Genomic DNA, 22,950 nt, shown 5'->3' with positions numbered 1-22,950 from the left:
AACTGTGAACGCGTGCAGCAGTCACATTACCCTGATCAGTCAGACGAACTGAGGTAAGTGTGGTTCGCGGACGCCTGAAGATTGAGAATATTGAGTTTGTCGCGTTCGATCCGGTGTTGGGCCTGTTCTTTCTGGTGCATGAGATTGACCAAATCCACCTCAAGATTGCGAATGACGGTGTCATAGTGCTCCGATTTGGCGACCTGCATGGAACCGTGGGGGGTTGCCATCACGCGTCCACTCGATTGACGCGCGCCCAGTGCTACACCAATCGCCAGGCAAATGCCCGAGAGCAGGAGGTAACTGATCGACATGGTATCAAGGATTAGAGTATTGACGTAAAGCAGTACAATACCAGTGAGTTGCAGCATCATCGCTCCAAACAGACTGCTGCGTTTGCTCTGGACAGAGATTTGCACAGGAGCAGGCATGTGCAGCTGTTGCTGGGACCTGCGCAAGCGCTGGAGTTCGGTTTCAATCTTACCTACGGATTGTGACAGGCTGCGGTTGCGTTCCTCGAACTCGTGCAAATCCTTTTCTGCCACGTCGAGCTGTTGGTGGAGCTGTCGCTGACGTTCCTCCCACAAGGTGCGTACCCGATGGCGAAACTTGTCTCGATCCGGGTTTTTCCTGAGTTGATTGTAGATTGAAATTGCAGTGCGAATGTTGGACGCCAGGCGGTAGGATTCGAGTTCCTGACGAAAAAAAACAGGTTTGTTTTCGATCAGTTTCAGCATGGAACGATAGGTTTCTTCGCTGAAGAGCTGTTTGAGGAGGTCGAAGTCAAAATAATGGAGTTCTCCCAGCTGTGAGAGCAGGTTGCGGTGTTCGCTGTTGGGAATAACGTGGCGCACTCCTGCTAAGCGCTGAACAATCTCATTGATTTCACTGTACAGTCGAGGGTCCGTTCGTTGCACGTAGGCAAGGATGGCTCGTCGGAAATCAGGTCTCAGGATGTAGTCATTGCCTTCGCGGTCGAAGTATCCGGGATAGTTGTTTCGAATCCAGTTGATGCATTCGGTCACCTCACGCCCTTCGGTGATCATGGAGATGGATTCTTCATTGCAATGACGCATGATGGCAGCCCATTGGATCCAGCGACGCTGGAAGTTGTTGAACTGGTACATCAGGTTTTTTCCACGATTGAAACTTTCCTCAAAATTCTGCGATTGCAGATTCTGGTCCTGCAGGGTTGCCATGATCTGGCCCGGGTTGCCGGCGCTCTGGTTGTAAATTTTGGAGATGAGATTGGCATCGAGATCGTGGGATTCGAGCAGACGGAAGGTTTCGTCCCGCGTGAGGTTGGCGAGTTCGATTTGTTCGGCTTCGGTGATGGATGTGCTCCAGAAATGGGAGAGATCGGGAATGTGCTGCAAGGTGACATCGCCAGTTGTCAGCACCGAAATGTGGATGTCGGATTGCAGGGAATTGCAAATTCTGTCGATAAAACTGCAGAAGCCCGTGCGAAGCTGCAGTGGGAGTGCAGCGATGTTGTCGACCGCAAAAAATAGGTAGAGATCCCTCGGGTTGATCACACTTTCCTGCAACATGCGATGCAGGGTATCGGTGAAGCGATTGGACCAGTGGGTGTCGAGGCTGTCAGCACCGGATGCAGATACGCTGTTTGAGTCGGCCTTCAACTGAACCAACCAGGGGACGAGGTCCCCCACATTGCTTTGGCCGGAAGCAAAGAGTTGTTCGTAGAATTCGGCATCGTCGACACTATTGAGTGCTTCGAAGCTCGAATGAAAACTGATGACCGCTTGCGATTCCTCAGGCAGCAAACTGATGAACTTTTTGAGCAGTGCCGTCTTTCCACAACCTTCTGGACCCCAGATGTGAGCGAGTCGTGGACGGCGTACGGCAAGCCCTGGCTTGAGGGTAACACGCTCAAGCCGTTCCAGCTCCTTGGCTCTGCCAATGAAAAACTGTTCGGGCATCAGGACTTGATTATCGCCTGAAATCGCATGTCCTTGACCCGTAATTCACGGATTTACGAGGATTTTCAAGCTTTGGGAAGGCAGGGTAACCGGAAATGCAGTAGTGTGCACAGCACGGTAAAGATGGCTCAAGGTCGGCAAAAAAACCGTGCAATTTCACTCAGCACAGGCTTTCGTCGCTGCTTCCAGGTGTCTGCGTGCAGTACGGCCTCCTCCAGTTCCCGAGAATTGGTCCCCATGACGGAAAAACCAAAATGGGCATGCAGCTCGCGTGCAGCAGTGTTGTCGGTTCGGGTTTCGGCAACGATGTGGTGATACTGCCAGTGTGTCAGCGCGTATTCAGCCACCCAGAACTCCAGCAGAATTCCCATGGCACTTCCGAGGCGGCAGGGATCCAGATAGTAGCCGTAGTAGCAGCTGTGCGGGTTGGAGCTTTTGCGATAGAAGTCGACGACTCCAAAGGCTTGTTGCTGAAAGAATAGCAGGTAGTAGTCGGGGTCGTCGCCCTGTCGCAGTCTTTCCAGAAAAGCAGAGTGTTCGTGTTCGGAAATCGGTTCCTGATTCACCATCCACTTGCGTACCTGCGGGTGGTTTCGCCAATGCAGCACCTTTTCGGATTCCTCCGCGTTCAGATCGACGAAGCGCTTCCAGTTGAGTCCGCTGGGCATGCGAGCGGGAGCACGCAATGGGGGGGGAGGTGTGTTCATGGACAGGGAATGTTTCAGATCCAGTTTTGCCGCTCCTGATCGATGCGGTTCTCCCGGATGGACTGACGCACAGATCGCATCAACTCCATCATGAAACAAACATTGTGCATGGTCAGCAACTGCATTCCAAGCATCTCACCTGTTCGGATAAGATAGTGGATGTAGGAGCGGGAAAAGCTGTTGGATGCCTTGCAGGGCAGGCGCTCATCAAGGGGTGCATCGTCGTTTTTGAAGCAGGCATTGCGAAGGTTGAGATTGCTCTTTCCCCCGTGTTCGCAAGGTCGCACGAGCGCGCCTCCGTGGCGTGCAATGCGGGTAGGATGCACACAGTCGAACGTGTCGATGCCGTGATGGATTCCGTTCCAAATGTCTTCCACCCCTCCGATGCCGAGCAGGTGGGTGGGGCGATCCTTGCGCAGGTATCGGGCCGCGTGGTGCACGACCTCATACATTTCCTCTCGGGTCCCACCAAGGCAACCTCCGATGGCCTGACCGAAAAACGGCTGACTGTTCACATACTCCGCACTGACGCGGCGAAGGTCTTCGTAAACGCCGCCCTGCACAATGCCATACAGTCCCTGCCGTCCGTCAGAACGGCGGAGGTATTCCTCGAGACTCCGGGTCTCCCAGCGGTGGCTCAACTCCATGGAGTTGGCGGTGTAGTCCCGGCTTACATTGTAGGGACTGCACTCATCGAGTACGACAATCAGGTCGGCTCCGATCTGGAGTTGTGTCTGGATCGATAGTTCCGGTGTGAGGTAGTGGGATGTGCCATCGACGTAGGAGATGAAGTGGGCACCTTCTTCAGTGATTTTGACCAGTTTTTTTTCGGACTGGTGTACACGCTTTCCTTTAATCTCATCGGCCACCCATCCGTTGCCCAGGCTGAAGATTTGAAATCCGCCAGAATCGGTCAACATCGGCCCTGTCCAGTCACTGATGCGATGGATGCCTCCCTGACGCTCCAGAAATGCTCCGCCCGGATTGAGAAACAGGTGATAGGTGTTGGCGAGAATGATTTGGGCACCGCATTCCCGCATCTGATCCATGGTGAGGCCCTTGATTGCTCCCTTGGTGGCGCAAAAAATGAAGTTGGGGGTTTCAATGGCACCGTGGGGTGTGGAGAGTATGCCCGTGCGGGCGTGTTTCCCTCCGCTTTGATGTGTGATGTTGAAATGAAGATCCGGGTGAAGGTCCATGGTTGTTGAAAAATCAGGTGACAGCGCCTGTGGGGCGTGCCGTAGTACGTGGCAGACAGTGGCCGGCGAGGTAGAGAATCGGTGTGTCGAGCAATGCCACCGCTACGCGAAGCACGTAAGTGCCAAGGATGTAGGTGTGCACGACCACGCCCCATTGCATCGGCTCGGGAGCGAAGACGAGCCACGCGAGTATGCTGAAAATGGTGTTATCGATGAGTGCAGAGATCCAGGTTGAAACGTTATTGCGCAGCCAGCGATAGCGACTCTGGGTGAGGGTCCGGATGCGTTGGTAGATCCAGATGTCGAGAATCTGACTGCAGAGGTAGGCGATAAATCCCGCCAACAGGATGGACGGAATGGGAAGGAAAACTGCACTGAGATGCTCATGATTCTCAAGCCCCCATGCCCATGGGGAATCCCGCATGGATGGGTCCAGTGGGCGAAATCCGATGGCAAGCAGCATGAAGGCAGTCAGCAGCACCATTCCGGCAAAGCCCAAATACACAGCGCGACGTGCATCCTTTGGACTGAAATATTCGGAGAGGATGTCGGTACAGAGAAAGGTCGTGGAAAAGAGAACTGTGCCCAGGGCCACCGGAGATTCCCAGATGGAAAACTGAACGGTCTTCAGAACCTGCAGGTTTGCAGCAATCAGGGTAATGGCCATGTAGATTGTCACGCCCCAGACTCCAAAACAGCGCAGCATCACAAGCAGGGAGGCATACGCAAAGAGCAGCAAAATCACCCAGACGGTTTCGGGCGCTTGGGATTGCAGTGTGTCGATTAGAAACTGCATGGATCCCGTAGTTGCGGTCATGAATTGCCGGTATTACGATGTGCGCCGCCTGGCAAGGCTGCCCTAGTGGCGTCACTTCAGATGTAATACCGGATGTAGGCCTTTTCCCGGAGACGATTGACCCACTTGCTTTGCGCCTCACGTGAGATCGAGGTCATGATGCGGTTTTCAATCAACTCGCGCACCTCTTCCAGGGGTTGGATGCCCTCGGGACGAATTTCTTCGACATAAAGAATGAAGACGTGATTGCCCATGACGATGGGTTCGCGTGAGTATTCGTTGGCCTTGAGGTTGAAGGCGACATCGCCAAGTTCCTTGCGGATGTCCGAGCGCTGAACCCAGCCCCAGTCTCCGCCCTTGTCGGCCATGGTATCTTCACTGTGTTCCGTTGCCATGTCGATGAAACGGGCACCCTGGTCGAGTTCGTAAATGATGTTTTTTGCCTTTTCCAGCGTCAGATTCATCAGATCCTGGCTCTTTGCCCGCAGTACGATCTGGCGCAGGTGCACCTGTTCCTCCTGAAAGAACTGGATTTTGTTTTCCACGTAATACTGTTCGATTTTTTCCGGACTGATCTTCGACATGGAACGACGCATCTGCGAGCGCATGACGCTCACAATGATGTTCTCCTGAAGGTCGCGGCGGAATTCGCGAATGGTCATGTTTTGCGAGCGCAGGTACTCCAGGAAGCGGGAACGGTCGTTGTCAAAATCTCGGATCAATGTGTCGTCAAATTCGTTCTCCACATAGGACTGCGGGATCTTGAACTTCTCCTGCTGCTCATACTCGCGAACAATCAGAATGCGGTCGATGAGGTTTTGCAGGATTTCCTTCGCCAGATTGTTCAGGTTTTCCGTCATTTCAGATCGTGTGCGCGACTCACGAATGACCTGGGGAATCAGGGGCGCCATTTCCCGACGAATCTCGGAAAAGGTGATGATGCGACCTTCCACATTGGCTGCGATGCCATTGGCCATTGGATCTTCCCAGGGCGTAATGTTTTCCTGAGCTGTCAGCAAGCTGCTGCCAGCGAGTGCTCCGAAGGTAATGATGAATGTGATCCAGTGACGTAGCATGTTGGTTATGAAAAATCGGTTACAACTTCGACAAAAAGCTGAGGCAGTCGTTCAATAGTAGGAGCGGCTTCTTTTTCGTCAAGCGGGGAAAGTGGGTTCCGGTTTTGTGATATTCGGGGGTTCGGGTGTGCGCGATGCGCAACATCAGTCTTCCCTTATTGCACTCGACTGAGGCAATGTTTTTCTGCTCGGCAAGGCAACGAATTGCCGAGATGCGGATGAGTGCTTCGGTTTCGTCCGGAATTTTGCCAAAACGGTCGATCATGGCGGCGCGAATCTGTTTCACTTCATCCAGAGAGGCAGCCGAAGCCAGTTTGCGATAGGTTTCGATGCGAAGCTTGGTTTCGTGAATATACGGAGCTGGAATATAGGCATAGATGGGTTCGACCCAGGATTCTGACTCGGAATCTTTCAGGATGGCGTAGTTGGAACGCACCTCCTTTGTCGCCACGGCCTGGGTCGGTGAGGGTTCGCCATAGCGGGCAAAGTCCAGGTTTACCGTTGCACGTACCAGCGCAGCTCCACTGCCATCGCGGAATCGGGCAATGCTCTGCTTGAGCAGGCGACAGTACAGTTCGAATCCGACCCCTGCGATGTGACCACTCTGCGCTGCGCCCAGAATGTTGCCTGCACCGCGCAGTTCGAGGTCGCGCATGGCGATGCGGTAGCCAGCGCCCAGTTCGTTGTACTGCTGGATCGCTGACAACCGTTTGCGCGCGACACTTGCGACAGGTTTGCGGCCGTGCAGCAGCAGGTAGGCATAGGCCTGTCGGTTGAAACGACCCACTCGTCCGCGGATCTGATAGATCTGCGCCAGACCAAACTTGTCGGCACCTTCGATGATGAGTGTGTTGCAGTTGGGAATGTCCAGTCCGGATTCGATGATCGTGGTGCACACCATGACATCGAAGGCTCCATCGACAAATTCGGTCATGATGTGTTCCAGCTCCTGCCGCTCCATTTGACCGTGGCCCACTACGACGCGCAGGGATGGATTGCGTGTCTGTATTGCGGTGGCTACACGGTCAATTGTCTGCACGCGGTTGTGCAGGTAAAAGACTTGTCCACCCCGGGCGATCTCGGTGCGGATTGCTGCATCAACGATCTCATCACTGTAGTTTCGCACAAGGGTTTCGATGGGAAGGCGGTTGCGCGGTGGTGTTTCGATGACGCTGAGATCGCGGGCACCTGCGAGCGCCATGTAGAGCGTGCGCGGGATCGGCGTAGCGCTCAGTGTCAGCACATCCACAGTGGTCGAGAGCTGTTTCAATCGTTCTTTCTGCTTCACCCCGAAGCGGTGTTCCTCATCGATCACAATGAGTCCAAGGTCGTGAAAGGCGACATCCTTGCTCAGCAGACGATGGGTGCCGATCACCAGATCAACCTGTCCGGTCTTGAGCCGTTTCAGTGTGTTTTTCTGTTCACTGGGTGAGCGAAAGCCGCTGACCATGTCCAAGGTCACAGGAAAGTGGGCCATGCGTTCCCGAAAGGAATGGTAATGTTGTTGGCAGAGCACGGTGGTGGGTACGAGAACCGCGACCTGTTTGCCTGCTTCCAGTGCCTTGAATGCGGCGCGCATGGCAACTTCCGTCTTGCCAAACCCAACATCCCCACAGATGAGCCGATCCATGGGGCGCACGCGTTCCATGTCGTGTTTGCACTGGTGGATGGCGGTGAGCTGGTCTGGAGTTTCTGTATAGGGAAACGCCTTTTCGAACTGTTTCATCCACTCATCATCAGGAGGGTAGGCAAAGCCTTCGACACTGTCCCGGTGTGCTTGCAGTGTCAGCAGTTCAGCCGCCAGTTCCACGGTGGAACGCTCAGCGGCCTTGCGTTCCTTCTCCCATTGATTGGATCCCAGTTTTCCCAGCTTGGGGTTGCGTTTGGTCAGTCCGATATAGCGCGTCAGTTGGTGGGTTTCCGTCAGGGGTACGTGCAGCATGGAACCCTCGGCAAACTCAAGTGAGAGCGACTCACGGTTGGAGGAAAAATCGAGCACGTGAATGCCGCGAAAGATGCAGATGCCGTGCTGCTGGTGAACAAGCAGGTCGCCGTCGGACAGTTCGGTGAAGTCGAGCATCTGGTCGACCTGGGAGATTTCTACGGCCCGGCGCTGGCTTCGACGACCGATGCGGATGCGCAAGTAGGGATGCAGGTCGGCTTCGGAGACCAGGATCACGCCCTTTGCCTGTGGATGGTCACAGGTCAACCACTCTGGAAAGAACGCGTTTTCCTGTCGCTGAAAGACGATGCCAGCAGGAATGGATCCGGTAACGATTTGAATGGGAATGCCCCCTTTGTTTCCATCGTGCACCATGCGCATGTAGCGCTCCTGTTCATCAGGTTTTGAGATCGCAACCACCACCTGGTAGGTGGATAGCGCTGCCTGATGCAGTTGCCGCAGGGACTGCTGCTCGTATTGCCGCAAACCCGCTTCTTTTTCCGAGGGATGGAAGTCTTCGAGCTGCTGGTGTGAGAGCCAGTTCTTGACGGTCGTGCAGGAGAGCTCCGCATCGGGTTGAACACAGTGCAGAAGTGCCGAATGTTCTGCGAGTTCATCGATGCCGAACCAGACATCCTCACGGGCATGGGATCGGTCGAGCCAGCACCGGGAGATCTTGCGGGAGTGAACATCCTGAATGCGTTCACTGGTTTGAAATCCGGAATCGTGGCAAGATTCAATTTCGGCGGTATTGCGAAAATACCAGGCACAGGGAACATCGAGGTATCGGGTGAGCAAGGTCGCTTCAGCTGTGTCAGCATGTGAGGTCGGATTGGTGAGAGGCAGCAGCAGGAGTTCACCCACGCTCTGATCGGTCAGTTGCGTTGTGGGATCGTAGGTTTTGATGTGCTCAATTTCATCGCCGAAAAAATCGATGCGATAGGGGGTGAGTTCATTGACCGGATAGACATCGATGAGACCGCCGCGCACGGCAAATTGACCGGGTTGCTCGCACACGGCTTCATACGCGTATCCGAGCGGGTCGGCGAGGGATTGTTTCAGGGATTCAAAGTCAATGCTTTGTCCCACTTTCAAATGGAGCTGATGTTGGGTGATTTCCCGCGTATCCGGTAACTCCTGCAGCAGTGCATCCGGGGTGGTGAAGATCAACAGCGGTCGCTGGCGCGAATGGCACTGCTGGATGAGTCCCAGTGTGCGAACAACATCACACTGCTTGTCGAGCAGAACGGAATCGAGGTGACGATAGTCCTCAAGATACGGCAGTTCGACGGTGTCGATGGCGGGAGTGCCTGGCAGGGGAAGGCTGAGCAATGCCTCAACCTCATTGAGGCTGTGGGAAAGCGTGCGACTGTCCTTGAAACAAACCACGTGTACGGGATGCTGTGTGTGGCGCAGGCACAGTTCGATGAGCACACTTGGAAATGCTTCATCGCTGACACCCGCGATCCATTTCCGTTCAAAGACATCGGGTAGGGTGATCGGTTTCACGGCGTTGCGAATCTGTGAGAGGCGACTGCGCTGGTCGGGGATTCAATTCTCGTCCGGATGCAATTCCGCATCTGGCGCACTGGGAGGTGTTCCGGTTTCTGCATCCGTGATCCTGCTCAGGTAGTGAGCTTCATTGCTGCGAATCCGGGCAAGTGCCAGTTCTGCTGCACCCGATTCGGCTTCCTTTTTGGAAAACCCCGTTGCGCTTGCCAGCACCTCGTTACCGAGCAGAACCTGAACTGTGAATTCCTTGGCGTGATCAGGTCCGGCGGTGCGAACGAGTTCGTATTCGAAACGATTGGTTCCGCAATGGGATTGGGACCACTCCTGCAGTGCGCCTTTGAAGTTGATGGTTTCCATCTCACTTTCCAGCGCGTCCAGTTGGGATCGGACCCATTTGAGTACCATGTTGCGTGCGGATTTGTAACCTCCATCCAGGTAAACCGCTCCGATAACGGCCTCGAGGCAGTCGCCAAGAATCTGACTGCGGTCTTTGCTTTGGGCTCGCTGTTCGCCTTTGCCGAGCTGCAGATGGGGTTCGAGGCCGAGTTCTCTGGCCATCTGTGTGAGGTTTTTCCCATGACAGAGCGTGGAGCGTGCTTTGGTGAGAAATCCCTCCCTTTTGTCCGGGTAAGCTTTGTACAACTCCACGGATACAATCATGCCCAGAATCGAATCCCCGAGAAACTCAAGGCGCTGATTGTGGCGGTCGCTTTGCGCGGTGCCTTGAACAAACGAGGGGTGAGTGAGAGCGAGTTCAAGCAACTCCGGTTTCTTAAATCGATAGGCCAGCGTCTTCTGCAGGGCTCTGATTTCGCGCTTTAGCATGAGAATTCCGGCACGGATCGCATCCACTCACGGTAAACACAGAACCCCACAGCACGAGTTTGTAACGGAAGTTTGAACTGCAATTTGACAGTGCATCGTCTCTCGCATCAGGTCAGCTTGAGTTTTTTTTCCTTATCGAGGTGAAACTTGGCGATCACCTCCTGTGCGAGGTTGTCGTAGGCATGTGCCCCCGGAGAACTCGGCTCATACTCGAAGATCGATTTTCCAAAACTGGGTGCCTCCGCAAGACGGATGCTGCGCGGGATGATGGAATTGAAAACATTGTTGGGAAAATGTTCTTTCACTTCATCCACGACCTGCTGGGAGAGGCGGGTGCGCAGGTCGTACATGGTCATGATGATGCCACCCAGTTCCAGTTTCGGATTCACTCCAGCCGATTTGATCTGGTCCATGACTTTGAGGATCTGACCAAGCCCCTCCAGGGCAAGGTATTCGCACTGCAGCGCAATCATCAGGTAGTCGGCAGCGGCGAGTCCGTTCATCGAAATGAGTCCGGTGGAGGGTGGGCAATCGAGAATGATGGCGTCAAAGCGAAAGGAGCGCATCACGGATTCGAGAGCCTTGCGCAGTTGAATGAGATAGTTGGGAGTGTTGGCCAGTTCCGTTTCGATGGCGGCAAGGTCTGGCTCCGAGGGAATGAGAAAGAGGTGATCGTTGTTGGTCGGGAGAATTTTCTCCTGGGCTGTGCCCTCCCCAAGCAGGGGACCGTAGATACTGGCTCCCTCACGCTTTTCAAAACCCAACCAACTGGTGCTGTTGGCCTGGGGGTCCATGTCGACAATCAGGGTATCGATGTAGCGGTTGGCCAGAGCGGAACCGAGATTGATGGCTGTGGTGGTTTTGCCGACGCCCCCTTTTTGATTTGCGATGGTAAATACTGTTGCAGCCATAGGTGTGTTGCTTACCTATTGCAGTTCATCGCGCAAATTTCCAGAATGAAATCCCGAGCTGTTCAAAATTCACCCCGCCGCCGTCTGCTTGCCGTGCACGGATTCACGGGCGAACCCTACGATTTTGCGCCGCTTTATGAATCGGGGAAACTGTCGCTGGACTGGCGTTTTGTGACCCTTCCCGGACATGTTCGGGAGTGGCGTCCTGCCAGACGACCGGACGATCTGACGGGCTGGAGGCATTTTTGCGAACAGGTGTCACAGGTGGTTGAAGAAGCGAGCGCGGACGGCGCAGTGTTAAGTGTGCTTGCCTACTCGATGGGGGCGCGACTGTTGCTGCGGGCGCAGCTCGAATGGCAGTGGCCATTTGCATCCCTGTTTCTGGTGGGGGTGAGCGCGGGGCTTGAAGATTCCGAGCAGCGGAGCCTACGCTGGCAGTGCGACCAGCAATGGGCAACCCTTCTGCGTGAACAGGGTTTGCATGCTTTTTTGAAAGCATGGTTGGACCAGCCAATTCTGCGGTCGCAGCTGTCACAGTCGTCGATCTGGAGCCAGCAACGTTTGCAGCGCAAGCATTTGCTCGATCCCGAAGCGCTTGCGCAGAGTCTGCTCGATTTCAGCAATGGCAGCCTCGAACCCGTTTGGGATCGTTTGCATCAGGTGCGGCTTCCGGTCCATCTCATCGCGGGTGAACACGACCTGAAGTTTCGATCACTGCACGAGCGAATGCAGTCGCTGTTCTGCAATGCCAGCTGTCAGACACTTCCCGGTGTTGGACATGCTCCGCATCTTGAGGATCCGGGTGCATTTGTGTCCCTGCTTCGGGAGGTGCTGTGAGGAGAGGGCAAGCGCTTCAATTGTAACTTGAAGCGATGCGATGCCGTCACCCTCAAGCGCCTATTTCCCGTCTTCAGCGATCTTGACCATTTCGGATTTTCCGGGTTTGAGCGTGGGAAAGAGGATGGTGTCGCGCAGGTTGTTGGTCCCCATGAGCATCATGACCAGTCGGTCAATGCCGACGCCCATGCCACCCGCGGGCGGCATGCCATGCTCCAGGGCAAGCAGAAAATCCTGGTCAATGTTCTGAATCTCTTCTCCTGCCTGGAATTCAAAGGCCTCACGCTGGGCGATGGGATCGTTTTGCTCGGAGTAGGCAGGCGCGATTTCCTGTCCATTGATGCACAGTTCGAAGACTTCAACAGTGTCTGGGTCATCCTGCGACTGCTTGGCCAGTGGGATGAGCTGTTTGGGCAGGTGCGTTACAAAGGTCGGCTGGATGAGCGTTGGTTCGATCAGTTTTTCAAAAACATTGTTGGTCACCTCAAAGTCTTCGATATCGGGATTGACTTCGATGCCGAGTTTGGCGGTCTTGGCGAGCTTTTCCTGCTTGCTGCGAGTGAACCAGTCGGGATCTCCAGTTGCGTCAATGATGAGATCCTTGTAGCGCGCTTCCCTCCAATCGCCCTTGAGATCGATGGTTTCTCCGTCGGGACGCTCGATGGTCCAGGTGCCAAGCACGCGTTCGCAGATGCGGTCGATCATGCCCTTGAACAACTGCATCATCCCCCGATAGTCAGAGTAGGCCTGGTACACCTCCAGCATGGTGAACTCAGGGCTGTGTCGGCGCGAAATACCTTCATTGCGGAAGACTTTTCCGATTTCAAACACCCGGTCAAAACCACCGACCAGCAGGCGTTTCAAGGGCAGTTCGAGGGCGATGCGCAACGAAAAATCGGCCCCGAGCGCATTGGATTTGGTGAAAAACGGACGCGCCGCCGCACCTCCCGAGATGCTTTGCAGAACGGGTGTCTCGACTTCGCTGAAGTCCTGTTCCCACAGGTACTGGCGGATCTCACGGATCACGCGGCTGCGCGTCTGCAAGGTGTGGCGGGATTTTTCGTTGACGATGAGGTCGAGGTAGCGCTGGCGGTAGATCTGGTCTTCGTCTGACAGTCCGTGAAACTTTTCGGGCAGCGGACGAAGGGACTTGGATACAAGCGTAATTTTTTTCGCGCGAACTGTCACTTCTCCGGTCTTGGTGACAAAGAGCGGACCCTCTACGCCGAGGAAATCCCCCAGGTCGTACTTCTTGAACTTCTGGTAAAGTTCGACCCCTATGTCATCCCGGGTGACGTAGCACTGGATGCGACCGTCGCGGTCGAGCAGCTTGATGAAACTGGCCTTGCCCATCACGCGAAAGGTGACAATGCGTCCGGCTACTTTGACTGTGGGCTGTGATTCCCCTTCGACGTAACCTGCGACCGCCTGGGCAGAGGTGTGGGTTTGTTCACAGTTTGCGAAAAAGGGGCTGACGCCTTCCGCTTCCATCGCTTTGAGTTTGTCCATGCGCACTGCAAACAAGTCGTGGGAATGGTCCTCGATGGGTTGATCGGAAGGAGATGGGTTTGAGTTCATGACTGTGAATCGGTTGACGTTGGTCTGGTGCGCATCGTCCGCGCAAAGGTTTCAGCACAACATGCAAGGCCGCCGTGTCAAGATTCAAGCGGATGTTTGCCAGCTGAGAGCATGCCACAGACGCTTCCGGGATTCGCAACTAGACAAGTGCAGCAAAGAAGCTCTATAGTCTGTGCATGGCGGAGAGGAACACCGAAGTGACACGCATTATGCACGGGTTGAAAGCTCAGGTAGCTGGCATCCGTGAGGTCATGCTGGCCAATGCGGTGATGATTGGAGAGATTCCCGCACCCTCTTTTCAGGAGGAGCGGCGAATCGCCTTCCTTCGGGATCGCTTCACCGAGGCGGGTCTGGAAAAGATCTCGATTGACGAGATGGACAATGCGGTTGCGGTGATTCCGGGGCGCAGTGGCAAGCGCAAGATCCTGGTCTCCGCCAATGCAGATTCCTACATCCAGTCTTCGGTTGACCACGCGATGACGCTATCGAGCGATGCGATCATCGGTCCGGGGATTTGCGACAATGCCATTGGATTGGCGGCGATTGCCACCCTGCCAGTGCTGATGGAGCGATTGGGGCTTCAGCTGGAGGATGATCTGGTCCTCATGGCCGAAACCCGAAGCCTCGGCAAAGGCAACCTTGCAGGGCTGCGTTTTTTTCTCGATCATACTCAGTTCCCGATTCGCACGGGCGTGGTGGTGCGTGGTGTGCATTTGGGGCGCCTGAGTTACAGCTCGCTGGGAATGTTTCGTGGAGAAATTTCGGTGGTGGCGCCAGAACGTCGGGACTGGAAGCATTTTGGAAGCGGTGGAGCGATCGCGATTCTCAACCGCATCGTGTCACGCATCATGGAAATCCCGCTGCCGAGTCAACCCAAGACTGCCGTCATCCTGGGTTCCATTCATGGTGGCAACGCCTACAACACGGAAGCCACTCGAGCGAATCTGCGCTTTGAGGTGCGCAGTGAGGAACCAGGCCGGATCTCCTGGATCACCCAAATGATACAGGACATCGTCGATGAGATCGACTTTGCCTCAGACTCCACAATCCGGCTGGAGATGGTGGCCCGGCGAAAGATGGGTGGAATCCACTACAGTCATCCCCTGGTGAAAACGGTGAAAACCATCGTTGAACATTTTGGTATCAAACCGCGCATTGCGCCCTCAACGGGACAGCTCAGTGCCTTCGTGGACAAGGGGATCCCGGCGGTGACTGTGGGTCTGACGCAAGGTTCGAATGTGCATGAGTTGGGCGAGAGTGCCGAGATTGCTCCGATCTTTGATGGTCTGACGCAGCTGGTCGCACTGCTGATTGCAATTGACAGGGGGATTTGTGATGAAGATTGAGAGCTGGCTCAAGCGCAATACCTTTCACCATGGTGAGTTCTGGGACATCAAGGAACTCATCAGGCAAAAGGAGAAAAAAGGACTGAAGGTTTCCGTGTGCATTCCTACCCTGAACGAGGAAAAGACGATCGGAAAGGAGATCGTGATCCTGCGATCGGAGCTGATGGACCGCTACCCTCTGATCGACGAACTCGCAGTCATCGATTCCGGTTCCACGGACGACACTCTCAAAGTGGCCTCGTCGTTTGGAGCGGATACCTACCTATCCGCAGAGATTCTGCCCAAAACCGGGTTCAAGCGGGGCAAGGGAGAGAATCTCTGGAAGGCAGTGCATCAACTCGAAGGGGACATCCTTTGTTATGTGGATGCTGACATCAAAAACATCCATCCCCGTTTTGTCTACGGACTGGTGGCCCCTCTGATCTATCGGGATGAAGTGCATTATGTGAAGGCGTTCTACGACCGTCCGCTTGCCTTTTCTTCGGGCATTCGTCCGAGTGGCGGAGGACGGGTGACCGAGATTCTGGTACGCCCCCTTTTCAGTCTGTTTTTTCCGGAGTTGACTGCGCTGATTCAGCCCCTCTCAGGTGAGTACGCGGTGCGGCGCATGGTGCTGGAAAAAATTCCTTTTCCCATCGGATACGGAGTGGAGACTTCGCACATCCTCGATGTGTACCGCGAATGGGGGCTGGACGCTTTTGCCCAGACGGATCTCGATCAGCGTGTTCATCGCAACCAGACAACGCTCTCTCTGGGCAAAATGTCTTTTGGCATTTTGCAGAGTTTTCTGAATCGTGTGGAATCCTATGGCATGATGGGTCAAATGCCTGAACTCGCGACGATCTACCGTCAGTTTCAAGCCCAGGAGAATCGCTACGAGCAGGTAACGTTTGAGATCCTTGAAGAGGAACGTCCTCCGATGATTGAGATTCCGGAATATCGGGAAAAATTTGGAATCTCATGATGCGCATTGCGATTGTCCACTATCATTTGAAACGAGGCGGTGTCACACGTGTGATTGAAAACGGACTGCAGGCACTCTCTCAGGTAGGGTTGCCGATGGATGTGGTGGCACTCTGTGGCGAAAAACCGCCCGAGGATTGCCGGGTGCCCTGCAAAGTCGTTCCGGGACTGGGGTATGGCAATGCGGATGAGGCGATAAATCCAAGCCTACTGGCGGATCGTCTTCAGTCGGCGGCGCGTGAGTTTTTGGGACACGATCCGGAACTCTGGCACATTCACAATCACAGCCTTGGGAAAAACCCGCAGATGGCCGATGCGATCATCGAACTCGCGCGCAGAGGATGTCGCCTGGTGCTGCAGGTCCATGATTTTGCGGAGGATGGGCGTCCGGTAAACTACCGGATGAGAGAGGACCACCTGGAGTCCGAAAGTGCCTATCCGGTTGCCTCGCACATCCACTATGCAGTGCTCAATCGACGAGACTACGAAGTGCTGCGAGCTGCTGGCGTGCCCGAGTCACAACTGCACTGGCTGCCCAATCCGATCCTGATCCGGGAGTTGGAATACGATGCGGACTCTGTTGGAAATCCCAGCCTGGACCAGATCATTCTCTACCCGGTGCGCGCGGTGCGCCGTAAAAACTTCGGGGAGCTGCTTCTGCATGCTGCCATTCCCTCGAAACGGTTGTTGTTCATGACAACATTGGGAACGACCAGCAAAGATTTTGAAGAGTCCTATCGACAGTGGAAGGATTTTGCATCCGAGCTGGATTTGCACGTCAACTTTGAGGTGTGCGAATCCTATGGTCTTCCTTTTGATTCCGTGCTCGATCATTCCCATGCCGTGATCAGCACAAGTGTGGCGGAAGGATTTGGTCTGGGATTTCTCGAGCCATGGGTATATGGCAAAACGTTGGTTGGGAGGGATTTACCCGAAATCACCCGGGATTTTCGTGAATTGGGAATCGAGTTTAATCGCCTCTATGATTCGATACCAGTGCCGCTCACCATTTTTCGCTTCGATGAGTTTCGGTCGCGACTGAAGACAGCCATGAAATCCTTCCATGATCGCTATGATCGCAGCCCTGCGGACGATTGCATGGACCAGTGGATTGCGCATTCAGTGCAGGGCATGAAAATTGATTTTGCCCGCTTGGATGAAATTGCGCAACGGGAAGTGATAGAAAGCGTTCAGTCAGACTATGCGCTTCAGGTGAATTTTCGGGATCACTTCAACTATGAACCGGAGTCCGGGCAGGTAATTGACAGCAATGCTGCGCTGATTGAGCGTGAATTGGGTCTGTCAGCTTATGGTATGCGCCTCAGGGAGTTGTACGAACAGCTCCTGTCGTCTGATCCGGGAGGAGACTTTGGGTATGCGGATACCGAGAGGGTGCTGGATGCGTTTTTCTCTGTGGAACGCTTCTTGCCACTGAGAACTTGAGCGAGACTACCAGCTGCTCCGGAGAATCGAAAAGACTCCGTCTGTGAGTGGTGATTACTCCCTCCCGGGGTGGATTTGCCCGACCCCAATATGGTAGGGTGGTCGTTTTCTTGCTTTCATGGCGTCAATTTCCAAACCAAAACGCAACAAGTGGCGAAGTACATGGACCAAGCAGCTCTACCTTTGGCATTGGGTGAGCAGTGCGATCTGTCTGGTGGCCATGGTCCTCTTCGCATTTACCGGGATCACGCTGAATCACGCGGGATCGATTCCGGCACAATTGACAAAGGTGGAACTCCGGGAAACCTTGCCCGCTGCCTTGATGTCGAGCATTGAGTGGGACGGCGAATCCGCTTCGATGGATGCTCCACTACCCAAGGAGCTGCGACGCTACCTGGAGCGCAACATCGATATGCGCCTGCATCACAGGGTAGCGGAATGGTCGGAGTATGAAATCTACCTGGCCCTTCCGCAGCCAGGTTCTGACGCCTGGCTGACCATCGACCGTGAAACGGGTGAGTGGGAGTTTGCGAAGACCAAGCGGGGTTGGATTGCCTACCTGAATGATTTGCACAAGGGGCGCAATACCGGGCCAGCGTGGTCGGTCTTCATCGATGTGTTTTCGGTTGCGTGTGTGGTGTTTTGCCTTACGGGGCTGCTACTGTTGGCCATGCACGCAAAACGCCGACCGAGCACGTGGCCAGTGGTGGCGGCTGGCGTGGTGATCCCTGCTGTCCTGCTGCTCTTTTTTGTGCACTGAACCATTCCCATCTTTGATTTTTCCCATGAATGCATTGATCAAATCCATTTGCAGACCGCTCTCGCTCCTGGCACTGCCCGGCGCATTGGGAGCAGCAACCCAGCGAGAACTGCGCATCGAGATTGAGCTTCCCGAGCTTGAGGTTGCGGAGTACCACCGACCCTATGTGGCGGTGTGGATCGAAAATGAACGGAGAGAGTGGGTTGATAATGTTGCCGTCTGGTATGACACGGAGTTACGAAACCGGGAAGGGGAGACATGGCTCAAGGACCTGCGCCAGTGGTGGCGCAAATCGGGTCGTGATCTGAGCTTGCCGGTCGATGGTGTGACTGGCCCGACACGCCCTCCGGGGCGACACGAACTTCGATTTGATTCAGAATCGGCATCCTTTCTCAATCTCAGCCCCGGAACCTATCAACTCGTCGTGGAGGTCGCCCGTGAGGTTGGAGGAAGGGAGCTACTGCGTCTTCCTCTGCCTTTGAACGCGACTGAAGCTGTGAATATCTCGGAATCGGGAAGTCACGAAATCGCAACTGTAACCCTGAGCTTGAATTAATCTCATGAAACATTATCCATCTCTCAAACTTGCACTCGCATTACTGCTGACAGCTCCCTTTTTTGCACTTTCGGTGCAGGCGCATCGACAGTGGATTCTTCCATCGACCTCCGTAATCTCGGGTTCGGATCTGTGGATTGGTGTTGATGCGGCGATCTCCAATGATCTGTTTTTTGCAAATCATGTGGCCATGCCACCGGAGTCGATTGAGGTGCTTGCACCGGATGGTACTCTGTTGGAAAAACAGTTTGTCCAGCGCGGTAAGATTCGCACCACCTTTGAGTTGAACCTGCAGCAGCAGGGGACTTACCATATCCGGCGCAAGGGCAGCACACTGTTTGCCCGTTGGCAGGAGGGGGAAGAGAATAAACGTTGGCGGGGAACTCTGGAGGAGTTGAAGACGGAAGGTATTGCGGACAAACCCGGGGTTGAGATTTTCCGCAGTTTGAGCCGAATCGAAACTTCAGTTGTGGTGGGACCTGCGGATATCGATGCGTTTGAACTTGAGGGTGAGGGTCTGGAGCTTCTGCCGGAGACGCACCCCAATGATCTGTTTGTGGGGGAACCCGTGCGCTGGCGTTTTTTCCAGGATGGTGCACCCGTTTCGGAGCTGGAGCTGACCTTTGTGCGTGGCAATGATCGCTTTCGAAACCAGGTCGAGGCGATCACCGCTGTGACGGACGCTGACGGATGGATCGAGGTACATTTCCCGAAAGCGGGTCGCTATTGGATGGAGGGGGCATTGCGCCTCGACGCCACACAGATCGATGGTATCGCGATGAAGCGAAGCTACACCTACGTGCGCACCTTTGAAGTATTTCCCGAGTGATCGTTCATGACGCGTGATGTGATCGAATCGACACCTTCAGCAGCGGAGCATAGCAACTCTGGATTCTGGGTTCCGCGAATGCTCAACTACGGTGAACTGCGGGCCGTGCAAGCGGGGTCGCGTCGTGAGTTGCAGTTTTCGGGCGATACCATGGGCACGTCGTGGAGTGCGCGCGTCGCGGGCATTGCGGACATGGAAGCGCAGGCCCTGCGGGATCACATTGAAAGCGTGTTTGAGCGGGTGATTGCGGAATTCAGTCCGTGGGATCCGAATTCCGCAATTTGCCAGTGGAATCACGCACCTGCGGGAACCTGGGTGCCCATGAGTCCGGAGATGATGGAGGTGGTTTCACGGTCACTCGATATCCATCGCCGAAGTGACGGTGCCTTTCATCCTGGATTGGGGCACACGCTTGCAGAGCTTGGTTTTGGTGCGCGCCCAGTTGGTGCAGAGCCGCCGGATTTGAATCAACTCATCGTCGATGCACATCGGCTGGCAGAGCTTCAGTGCGAATCGGGACGACTCTATCAACCCGGTGGGTTGCAGCTGGATCTATGCGGCATCGCCAAGGGATGGGCAGTGGATCGCACCCTGCAACATCTCCGGCAGCTCGGTGCAACGGGTGCATTTGTCGAGATTGGAGGAGATGCCAGCGCGTTTGGGTGTCACACCAATGGACTACCATGGGTGTGCGAGCTGGAGACTCCCGGACGGAAACGCTCCACATTGCAAGTGGCCTTGAGCGGCATGTCAGTCGCAACTTCGGGTGATACCCACCGTTACCGTGAAATCAGTGGAGTGCGATTTGCCCATGTCATCGATCCCCGTTCCCTGCAGCTGCGGGATTCAACCCTACGCAGTGTGAGCGTGTTTGCGGAGCGCTGCATGGATGCAGACGCCTGGGCGACTGCGCTTTTGGTGATGGGGGTCGACACCGGACTTGCATTTGCCCGCGAGCATGAACTGGCTGCGGTGTTCATGTGTGAGCGAACGGATGGCAGTTTGAGACTGTTCCGGAGTCCCACCATTGAAAAACTGTTCGAACTCGAGTAGGAGCGAGACTGGATCAGTGGGTGGATGCTTCGATGCTGGCTTTGATGAAAGCACGGATCGACTGCACTTTGTTCTCCAGTTCATAGCGTCGAACGGGAAGATCCTTGAGTGCATCAAGGGTGGGGTGGGTGACCTCAATTCCGATTGCCTTGTGAATCGCGTCCGGAAATTTTGCGGGATGGGCCGTCGCCATGATGAGCTGTACCCGATCGGGATTTGGCTGCTCAAAGGCACAGGCAGTGTGAGGGTCAATCACATAGCCGAAACGTTCATAAACTGTGGCGATATTGCGCAGAATTGAGGCATCATCCGAACGTGTGGCGGAAAAGCGGTCCGTTGCAAATTCCGGAAATTCGAAGCGACCGGATTGCAGGAATGTGCTCATGATTTCGCGGAGCCGGACGGCATCTCCATTCAGTCGATAGTGAAGGAAGCGTTCGAAATTGGAGGCCACCTGGATGTCCATTGATGGTGCCAGACTCGGTTGCACGGCATCCACTGCGTAGACTCCGCTCTCAAAGAGACGGAACAGGATGTCGTTCTGGTTAGTGGCAATGCGAAAGTGCGGAATGTCCACACCCATGTGACTGAGCAACCACCCGGCAAGCACATTGCCAAAGTTTCCGGTGGGCACGACCACTTCCAGTCGGGAGCGATCTGCCTCCGGAATGCGAAACCAGGCGTAAAGGTAGTACACACACTGTGCCAGGACGCGCGCAAGATTGATCGAGTTGATCGCGGATAGATGATATTGCTCCTTGAAGGCCGTATCACCAAAGAGGGATTTTACCCATTTCTGGGCGTCGTCAAACGAGCCGTCAATCGCGATGGGAAATACGTTTTCCGAACCCGTGCAGGCCATCTGACGCTCTTGCAACGGTGCAACGCCTGTCTTGGGATAGAGGATGAACAGCCGCATCCCCGGCAAGTTCATCAATCCATGAATGGCGGCTGAACCAGTGTCCCCCGAAGTCGCCCCCAGCACAGTGATGGGATGTCCGGAGTTGCGAATTTGGTAAGCGTAGAGCTGGCCCAGCAGTTGCAATGCAAAATCCTTGAAAGCCAGTGTCGGGCCGTGGAAGAGTTCGCAGACGTAGCACTGATCATCGAGCTTGCGAACCGGGGCAATGTCCTCGTGAGAAAATCCGGCATAGGCTGCATCAACTGCCTCCCGCAGAACTTGCGCCGGAAGATCCGTTGCAAACTGCCGCATGAAGGCATAACACAACTCCGGATAACTCAGGGTCTTCCACTCTGGCAAAAAGCTCGAAAGATCGGGCAGTTTCTCAGGCAGGTAGAGTCCTCCGTCCGGGGCAAGACCCCGGGCAACGGCTTCGCAGAAGCCAACGGGTTCGCATTGACCACGGGTGCTGATGAAGTTCATGAAACGGATTTGACAGAGTCAGTGCTGGCAGATGGACGATGAGGCGGTGCGTATCTCTCAATCCCGCTTGCCGAGGTCAAAGGCCGCGTGCACCGCACGGACGGCTTCGTCGGCGGTGTCCGGTTCGATGGCGACGGAAATTTTGATTTCGGAGGTGCTGATCATGATGACGTTGACTCCAACACCGGCAAGGGCAGCAAACATGCGGGCCGCCGCTCCGGGCTGGGAGCGCATGCCCACCCCGACCACGGACAATTTTGCAATCTCCGTTTGGGTGACAAATTCGTCCGAAGTGTTCTTCTTGTAGAACTTGCGGATGGCGAGTTCGGCCCGGTCCGCGTCATCCCGGGATACCGTGAAGGAGATGTTGGCGACACCGGCACGACCGATGTTTTGTACGATCATGTCCACCACTACATCCGTGTCAGCGAGGATCTTGAACACCTCGGCTGCAGTGCCCGGACGGTCGGGCAGTTCAGAGATAGTGATGCGGGTCTGGTTGCGGTCGAGGGCGACGCCTGTGACCAGGATGCCTTCCAAAAGGGTGACTTCTTCTTTCACGATGGTTCCGGGTTGCTGGTTGAAACTGGATCTGACTTCGAACGGAATATTGTATTTCTGGGCAAATTCAACGGAGCGGGATTGCATGACCTTGGAGCCACTGCTCGCGAGTTCGAGCATTTCCTCGTAGTTGATGGCCTCGATTTTTCGCGCATCGGGAACAATACGAGGATCGGCGGTGTAGACCCCATCGACGTCGGTGAGAATCTGACAGGCATCGGCCTTCAGTGCCCCTGCGATCGCGATTGCAGAGAGATCGGACCCCCCGCGACCGAGCGTGGTAATCTGTCCGTTGATGGAAATACCCTGAAATCCGGCGACAATCACGACCTTTCCCTGATCGAGTTGTTCGGTGATGTCACCACCGCTGATGGATTGTATGCGAGCGCGTGTATGGGAATCATCCGTCACAAAACCTGCCTGGTAGCCAGTGCGGGAGACGGCGGGCACTCCGAGAGCGTGCAGTGCCATCGCGAGCAGTGCGATGGTTTCCTGCTCGCCCACGGTGAGCAGCAAATCCATTTCGCGCGGATCGGGACGGGGGTTCAATGCCTTCGCGCGCGCAATCAGCTCATTGGTGACTCCCGAACGAGCTGATACCACAACGATGACTTGGTTGCCCATGTCGCGGGTTTGTTTGACACGCTGTGCGACGTTGCGGATGCATTGCACATCGGCGACTGAGGTTCCTCCATATTTCTGGACAATGAGTGCCATGGTGATCGGTGATCC

19 protein-coding genes are annotated in these 22,950 nt (G+C 54.9%); 8 read left to right on the top strand and 11 right to left on the bottom strand.

The window, feature by feature from the left end; all coding sequences use genetic code 11:
- Nucleotides 1-35: 35 nt before the first annotated feature.
- The 8 genes from ABQ298_11065 to ABQ298_11030 all read right to left on the bottom strand — a co-directional run bounded on the left by ABQ298_11065 (nt 36) and on the right by ABQ298_11030 (nt 10,908).
- Nucleotides 36-1,940 carry an ATP-binding protein gene (locus ABQ298_11065; GenBank protein ID MEQ9824914.1) on the bottom strand — a complete coding sequence of 635 codons (1,905 nt, stop codon included), beginning with the start codon at nt 1,938-1,940 and terminating at the stop codon, nt 36-38.
- 128 nt (nt 1,941-2,068) lie between these two features.
- On the bottom strand, nt 2,069-2,647 hold the full coding sequence (pseH, locus tag ABQ298_11060; GenBank protein ID MEQ9824913.1) for a UDP-4-amino-4,6-dideoxy-N-acetyl-beta-L-altrosamine N-acetyltransferase: 579 nt from the start codon (nt 2,645-2,647) through the stop codon (nt 2,069-2,071).
- A gap of 14 nt (nt 2,648-2,661) precedes the next feature.
- A complete protein-coding gene (gene tgt, locus ABQ298_11055; protein ID MEQ9824912.1) occupies nt 2,662-3,846 on the bottom strand; it encodes a tRNA guanosine(34) transglycosylase Tgt in 1,185 nt (394 codons plus the stop codon).
- Between the two features lie 13 nt (nt 3,847-3,859).
- A complete protein-coding gene (locus ABQ298_11050) occupies nt 3,860-4,663 on the bottom strand; it encodes a queuosine precursor transporter (protein ID MEQ9824911.1) in 804 nt (267 codons plus the stop codon).
- A 56-nt stretch (nt 4,664-4,719) separates the two neighbouring features.
- Complete coding sequence (locus ABQ298_11045; protein MEQ9824910.1) at nt 4,720-5,718, bottom strand: peptidyl-prolyl cis-trans isomerase; 999 nt, start codon at nt 5,716-5,718, stop codon at nt 4,720-4,722.
- Nucleotides 5,719-5,737: 19 nt separating this feature from the next.
- Entirely contained in the window at nt 5,738-9,169 is a 3,432-nt protein-coding gene (gene mfd / locus ABQ298_11040; protein ID MEQ9824909.1) for a transcription-repair coupling factor, read from the bottom strand.
- Nucleotides 9,170-9,211: 42 nt separating this feature from the next.
- Entirely contained in the window at nt 9,212-9,997 is a 786-nt protein-coding gene (gene rnc, locus ABQ298_11035; GenBank protein ID MEQ9824908.1) for a ribonuclease III, read from the bottom strand.
- A gap of 107 nt (nt 9,998-10,104) precedes the next feature.
- A complete protein-coding gene (locus tag ABQ298_11030) occupies nt 10,105-10,908 on the bottom strand; it encodes a ParA family protein (GenBank protein MEQ9824907.1) in 804 nt (267 codons plus the stop codon).
- A gap of 45 nt (nt 10,909-10,953) precedes the next feature.
- On the opposite strand from ABQ298_11030, the gene ABQ298_11025 reads away from it, so the two are divergent.
- Complete coding sequence (locus ABQ298_11025; GenBank protein MEQ9824906.1) at nt 10,954-11,745, top strand: alpha/beta fold hydrolase; 792 nt, start codon at nt 10,954-10,956, stop codon at nt 11,743-11,745.
- Nucleotides 11,746-11,805: 60 nt separating this feature from the next.
- Here ABQ298_11025 and lysS read toward each other — a convergent pair whose 3' ends face one another.
- Complete coding sequence (gene lysS, locus ABQ298_11020) at nt 11,806-13,323, bottom strand: lysine--tRNA ligase (protein ID MEQ9824905.1); 1,518 nt, start codon at nt 13,321-13,323, stop codon at nt 11,806-11,808.
- A 176-nt stretch (nt 13,324-13,499) separates the two neighbouring features.
- Between lysS and ABQ298_11015 the strand changes: the two genes are divergently transcribed.
- The 7 genes from ABQ298_11015 to ABQ298_10985 all read left to right on the top strand — a co-directional run bounded on the left by ABQ298_11015 (nt 13,500) and on the right by ABQ298_10985 (nt 20,273).
- On the top strand, nt 13,500-14,669 hold the full coding sequence (locus ABQ298_11015; protein MEQ9824904.1) for a peptidase: 1,170 nt from the start codon (nt 13,500-13,502) through the stop codon (nt 14,667-14,669).
- Nucleotides 14,659-15,633, top strand: a complete 975-nt coding sequence (locus ABQ298_11010) for a glucosyl-3-phosphoglycerate synthase (protein ID MEQ9824903.1) — start codon at nt 14,659-14,661, stop codon at nt 15,631-15,633. Before ABQ298_11015 ends, ABQ298_11010 begins: the two co-directional genes overlap by 11 nt.
- Complete coding sequence (locus tag ABQ298_11005; GenBank protein MEQ9824902.1) at nt 15,630-17,075, top strand: hypothetical protein; 1,446 nt, start codon at nt 15,630-15,632, stop codon at nt 17,073-17,075. Before ABQ298_11010 ends, ABQ298_11005 begins: the two co-directional genes overlap by 4 nt.
- 118 nt (nt 17,076-17,193) lie before the next feature.
- Nucleotides 17,194-17,835: a PepSY-associated TM helix domain-containing protein gene (locus tag ABQ298_11000; protein ID MEQ9824901.1), complete on the top strand. Its 642-nt coding sequence runs from the start codon at nt 17,194-17,196 to the stop codon at nt 17,833-17,835.
- Between the two features lie 25 nt (nt 17,836-17,860).
- Nucleotides 17,861-18,391, top strand: coding sequence for a DUF2271 domain-containing protein (locus tag ABQ298_10995; protein MEQ9824900.1), 531 nt, complete (start codon nt 17,861-17,863; stop codon nt 18,389-18,391).
- Between the two features lie 4 nt (nt 18,392-18,395).
- Entirely contained in the window at nt 18,396-19,220 is an 825-nt protein-coding gene (locus ABQ298_10990; GenBank protein MEQ9824899.1) for a DUF4198 domain-containing protein, read from the top strand.
- A 78-nt stretch (nt 19,221-19,298) separates the two neighbouring features.
- The gene (locus ABQ298_10985) at nt 19,299-20,273 is read left to right on the top strand and encodes an FAD:protein FMN transferase (GenBank protein ID MEQ9824898.1); all 975 of its coding nucleotides are present in this window, start codon (nt 19,299-19,301) and stop codon (nt 20,271-20,273) included.
- A 13-nt stretch (nt 20,274-20,286) separates the two neighbouring features.
- Here the strand turns inward: ABQ298_10985 and thrC are convergent, their stop codons facing one another.
- A complete protein-coding gene (thrC, locus tag ABQ298_10980; protein ID MEQ9824897.1) occupies nt 20,287-21,657 on the bottom strand; it encodes a threonine synthase in 1,371 nt (456 codons plus the stop codon).
- 57 nt (nt 21,658-21,714) lie between these two features.
- Nucleotides 21,715-22,935 carry an aspartate kinase gene (locus ABQ298_10975; GenBank protein MEQ9824896.1) on the bottom strand — a complete coding sequence of 407 codons (1,221 nt, stop codon included), beginning with the start codon at nt 22,933-22,935 and terminating at the stop codon, nt 21,715-21,717.
- Between the last annotated feature and the right edge of the window lie 15 nt (nt 22,936-22,950).

This window comes from Puniceicoccaceae bacterium, from assembly GCA_040224245.1.
Taxonomy (GTDB): Bacteria; Verrucomicrobiota; Verrucomicrobiia; order Opitutales; family JAFGAQ01; genus JAKSBQ01.
The sequence above is the reverse complement of the archived record's forward strand: the minus strand, read 5'-3'. Positions and strand labels throughout refer to the sequence as shown.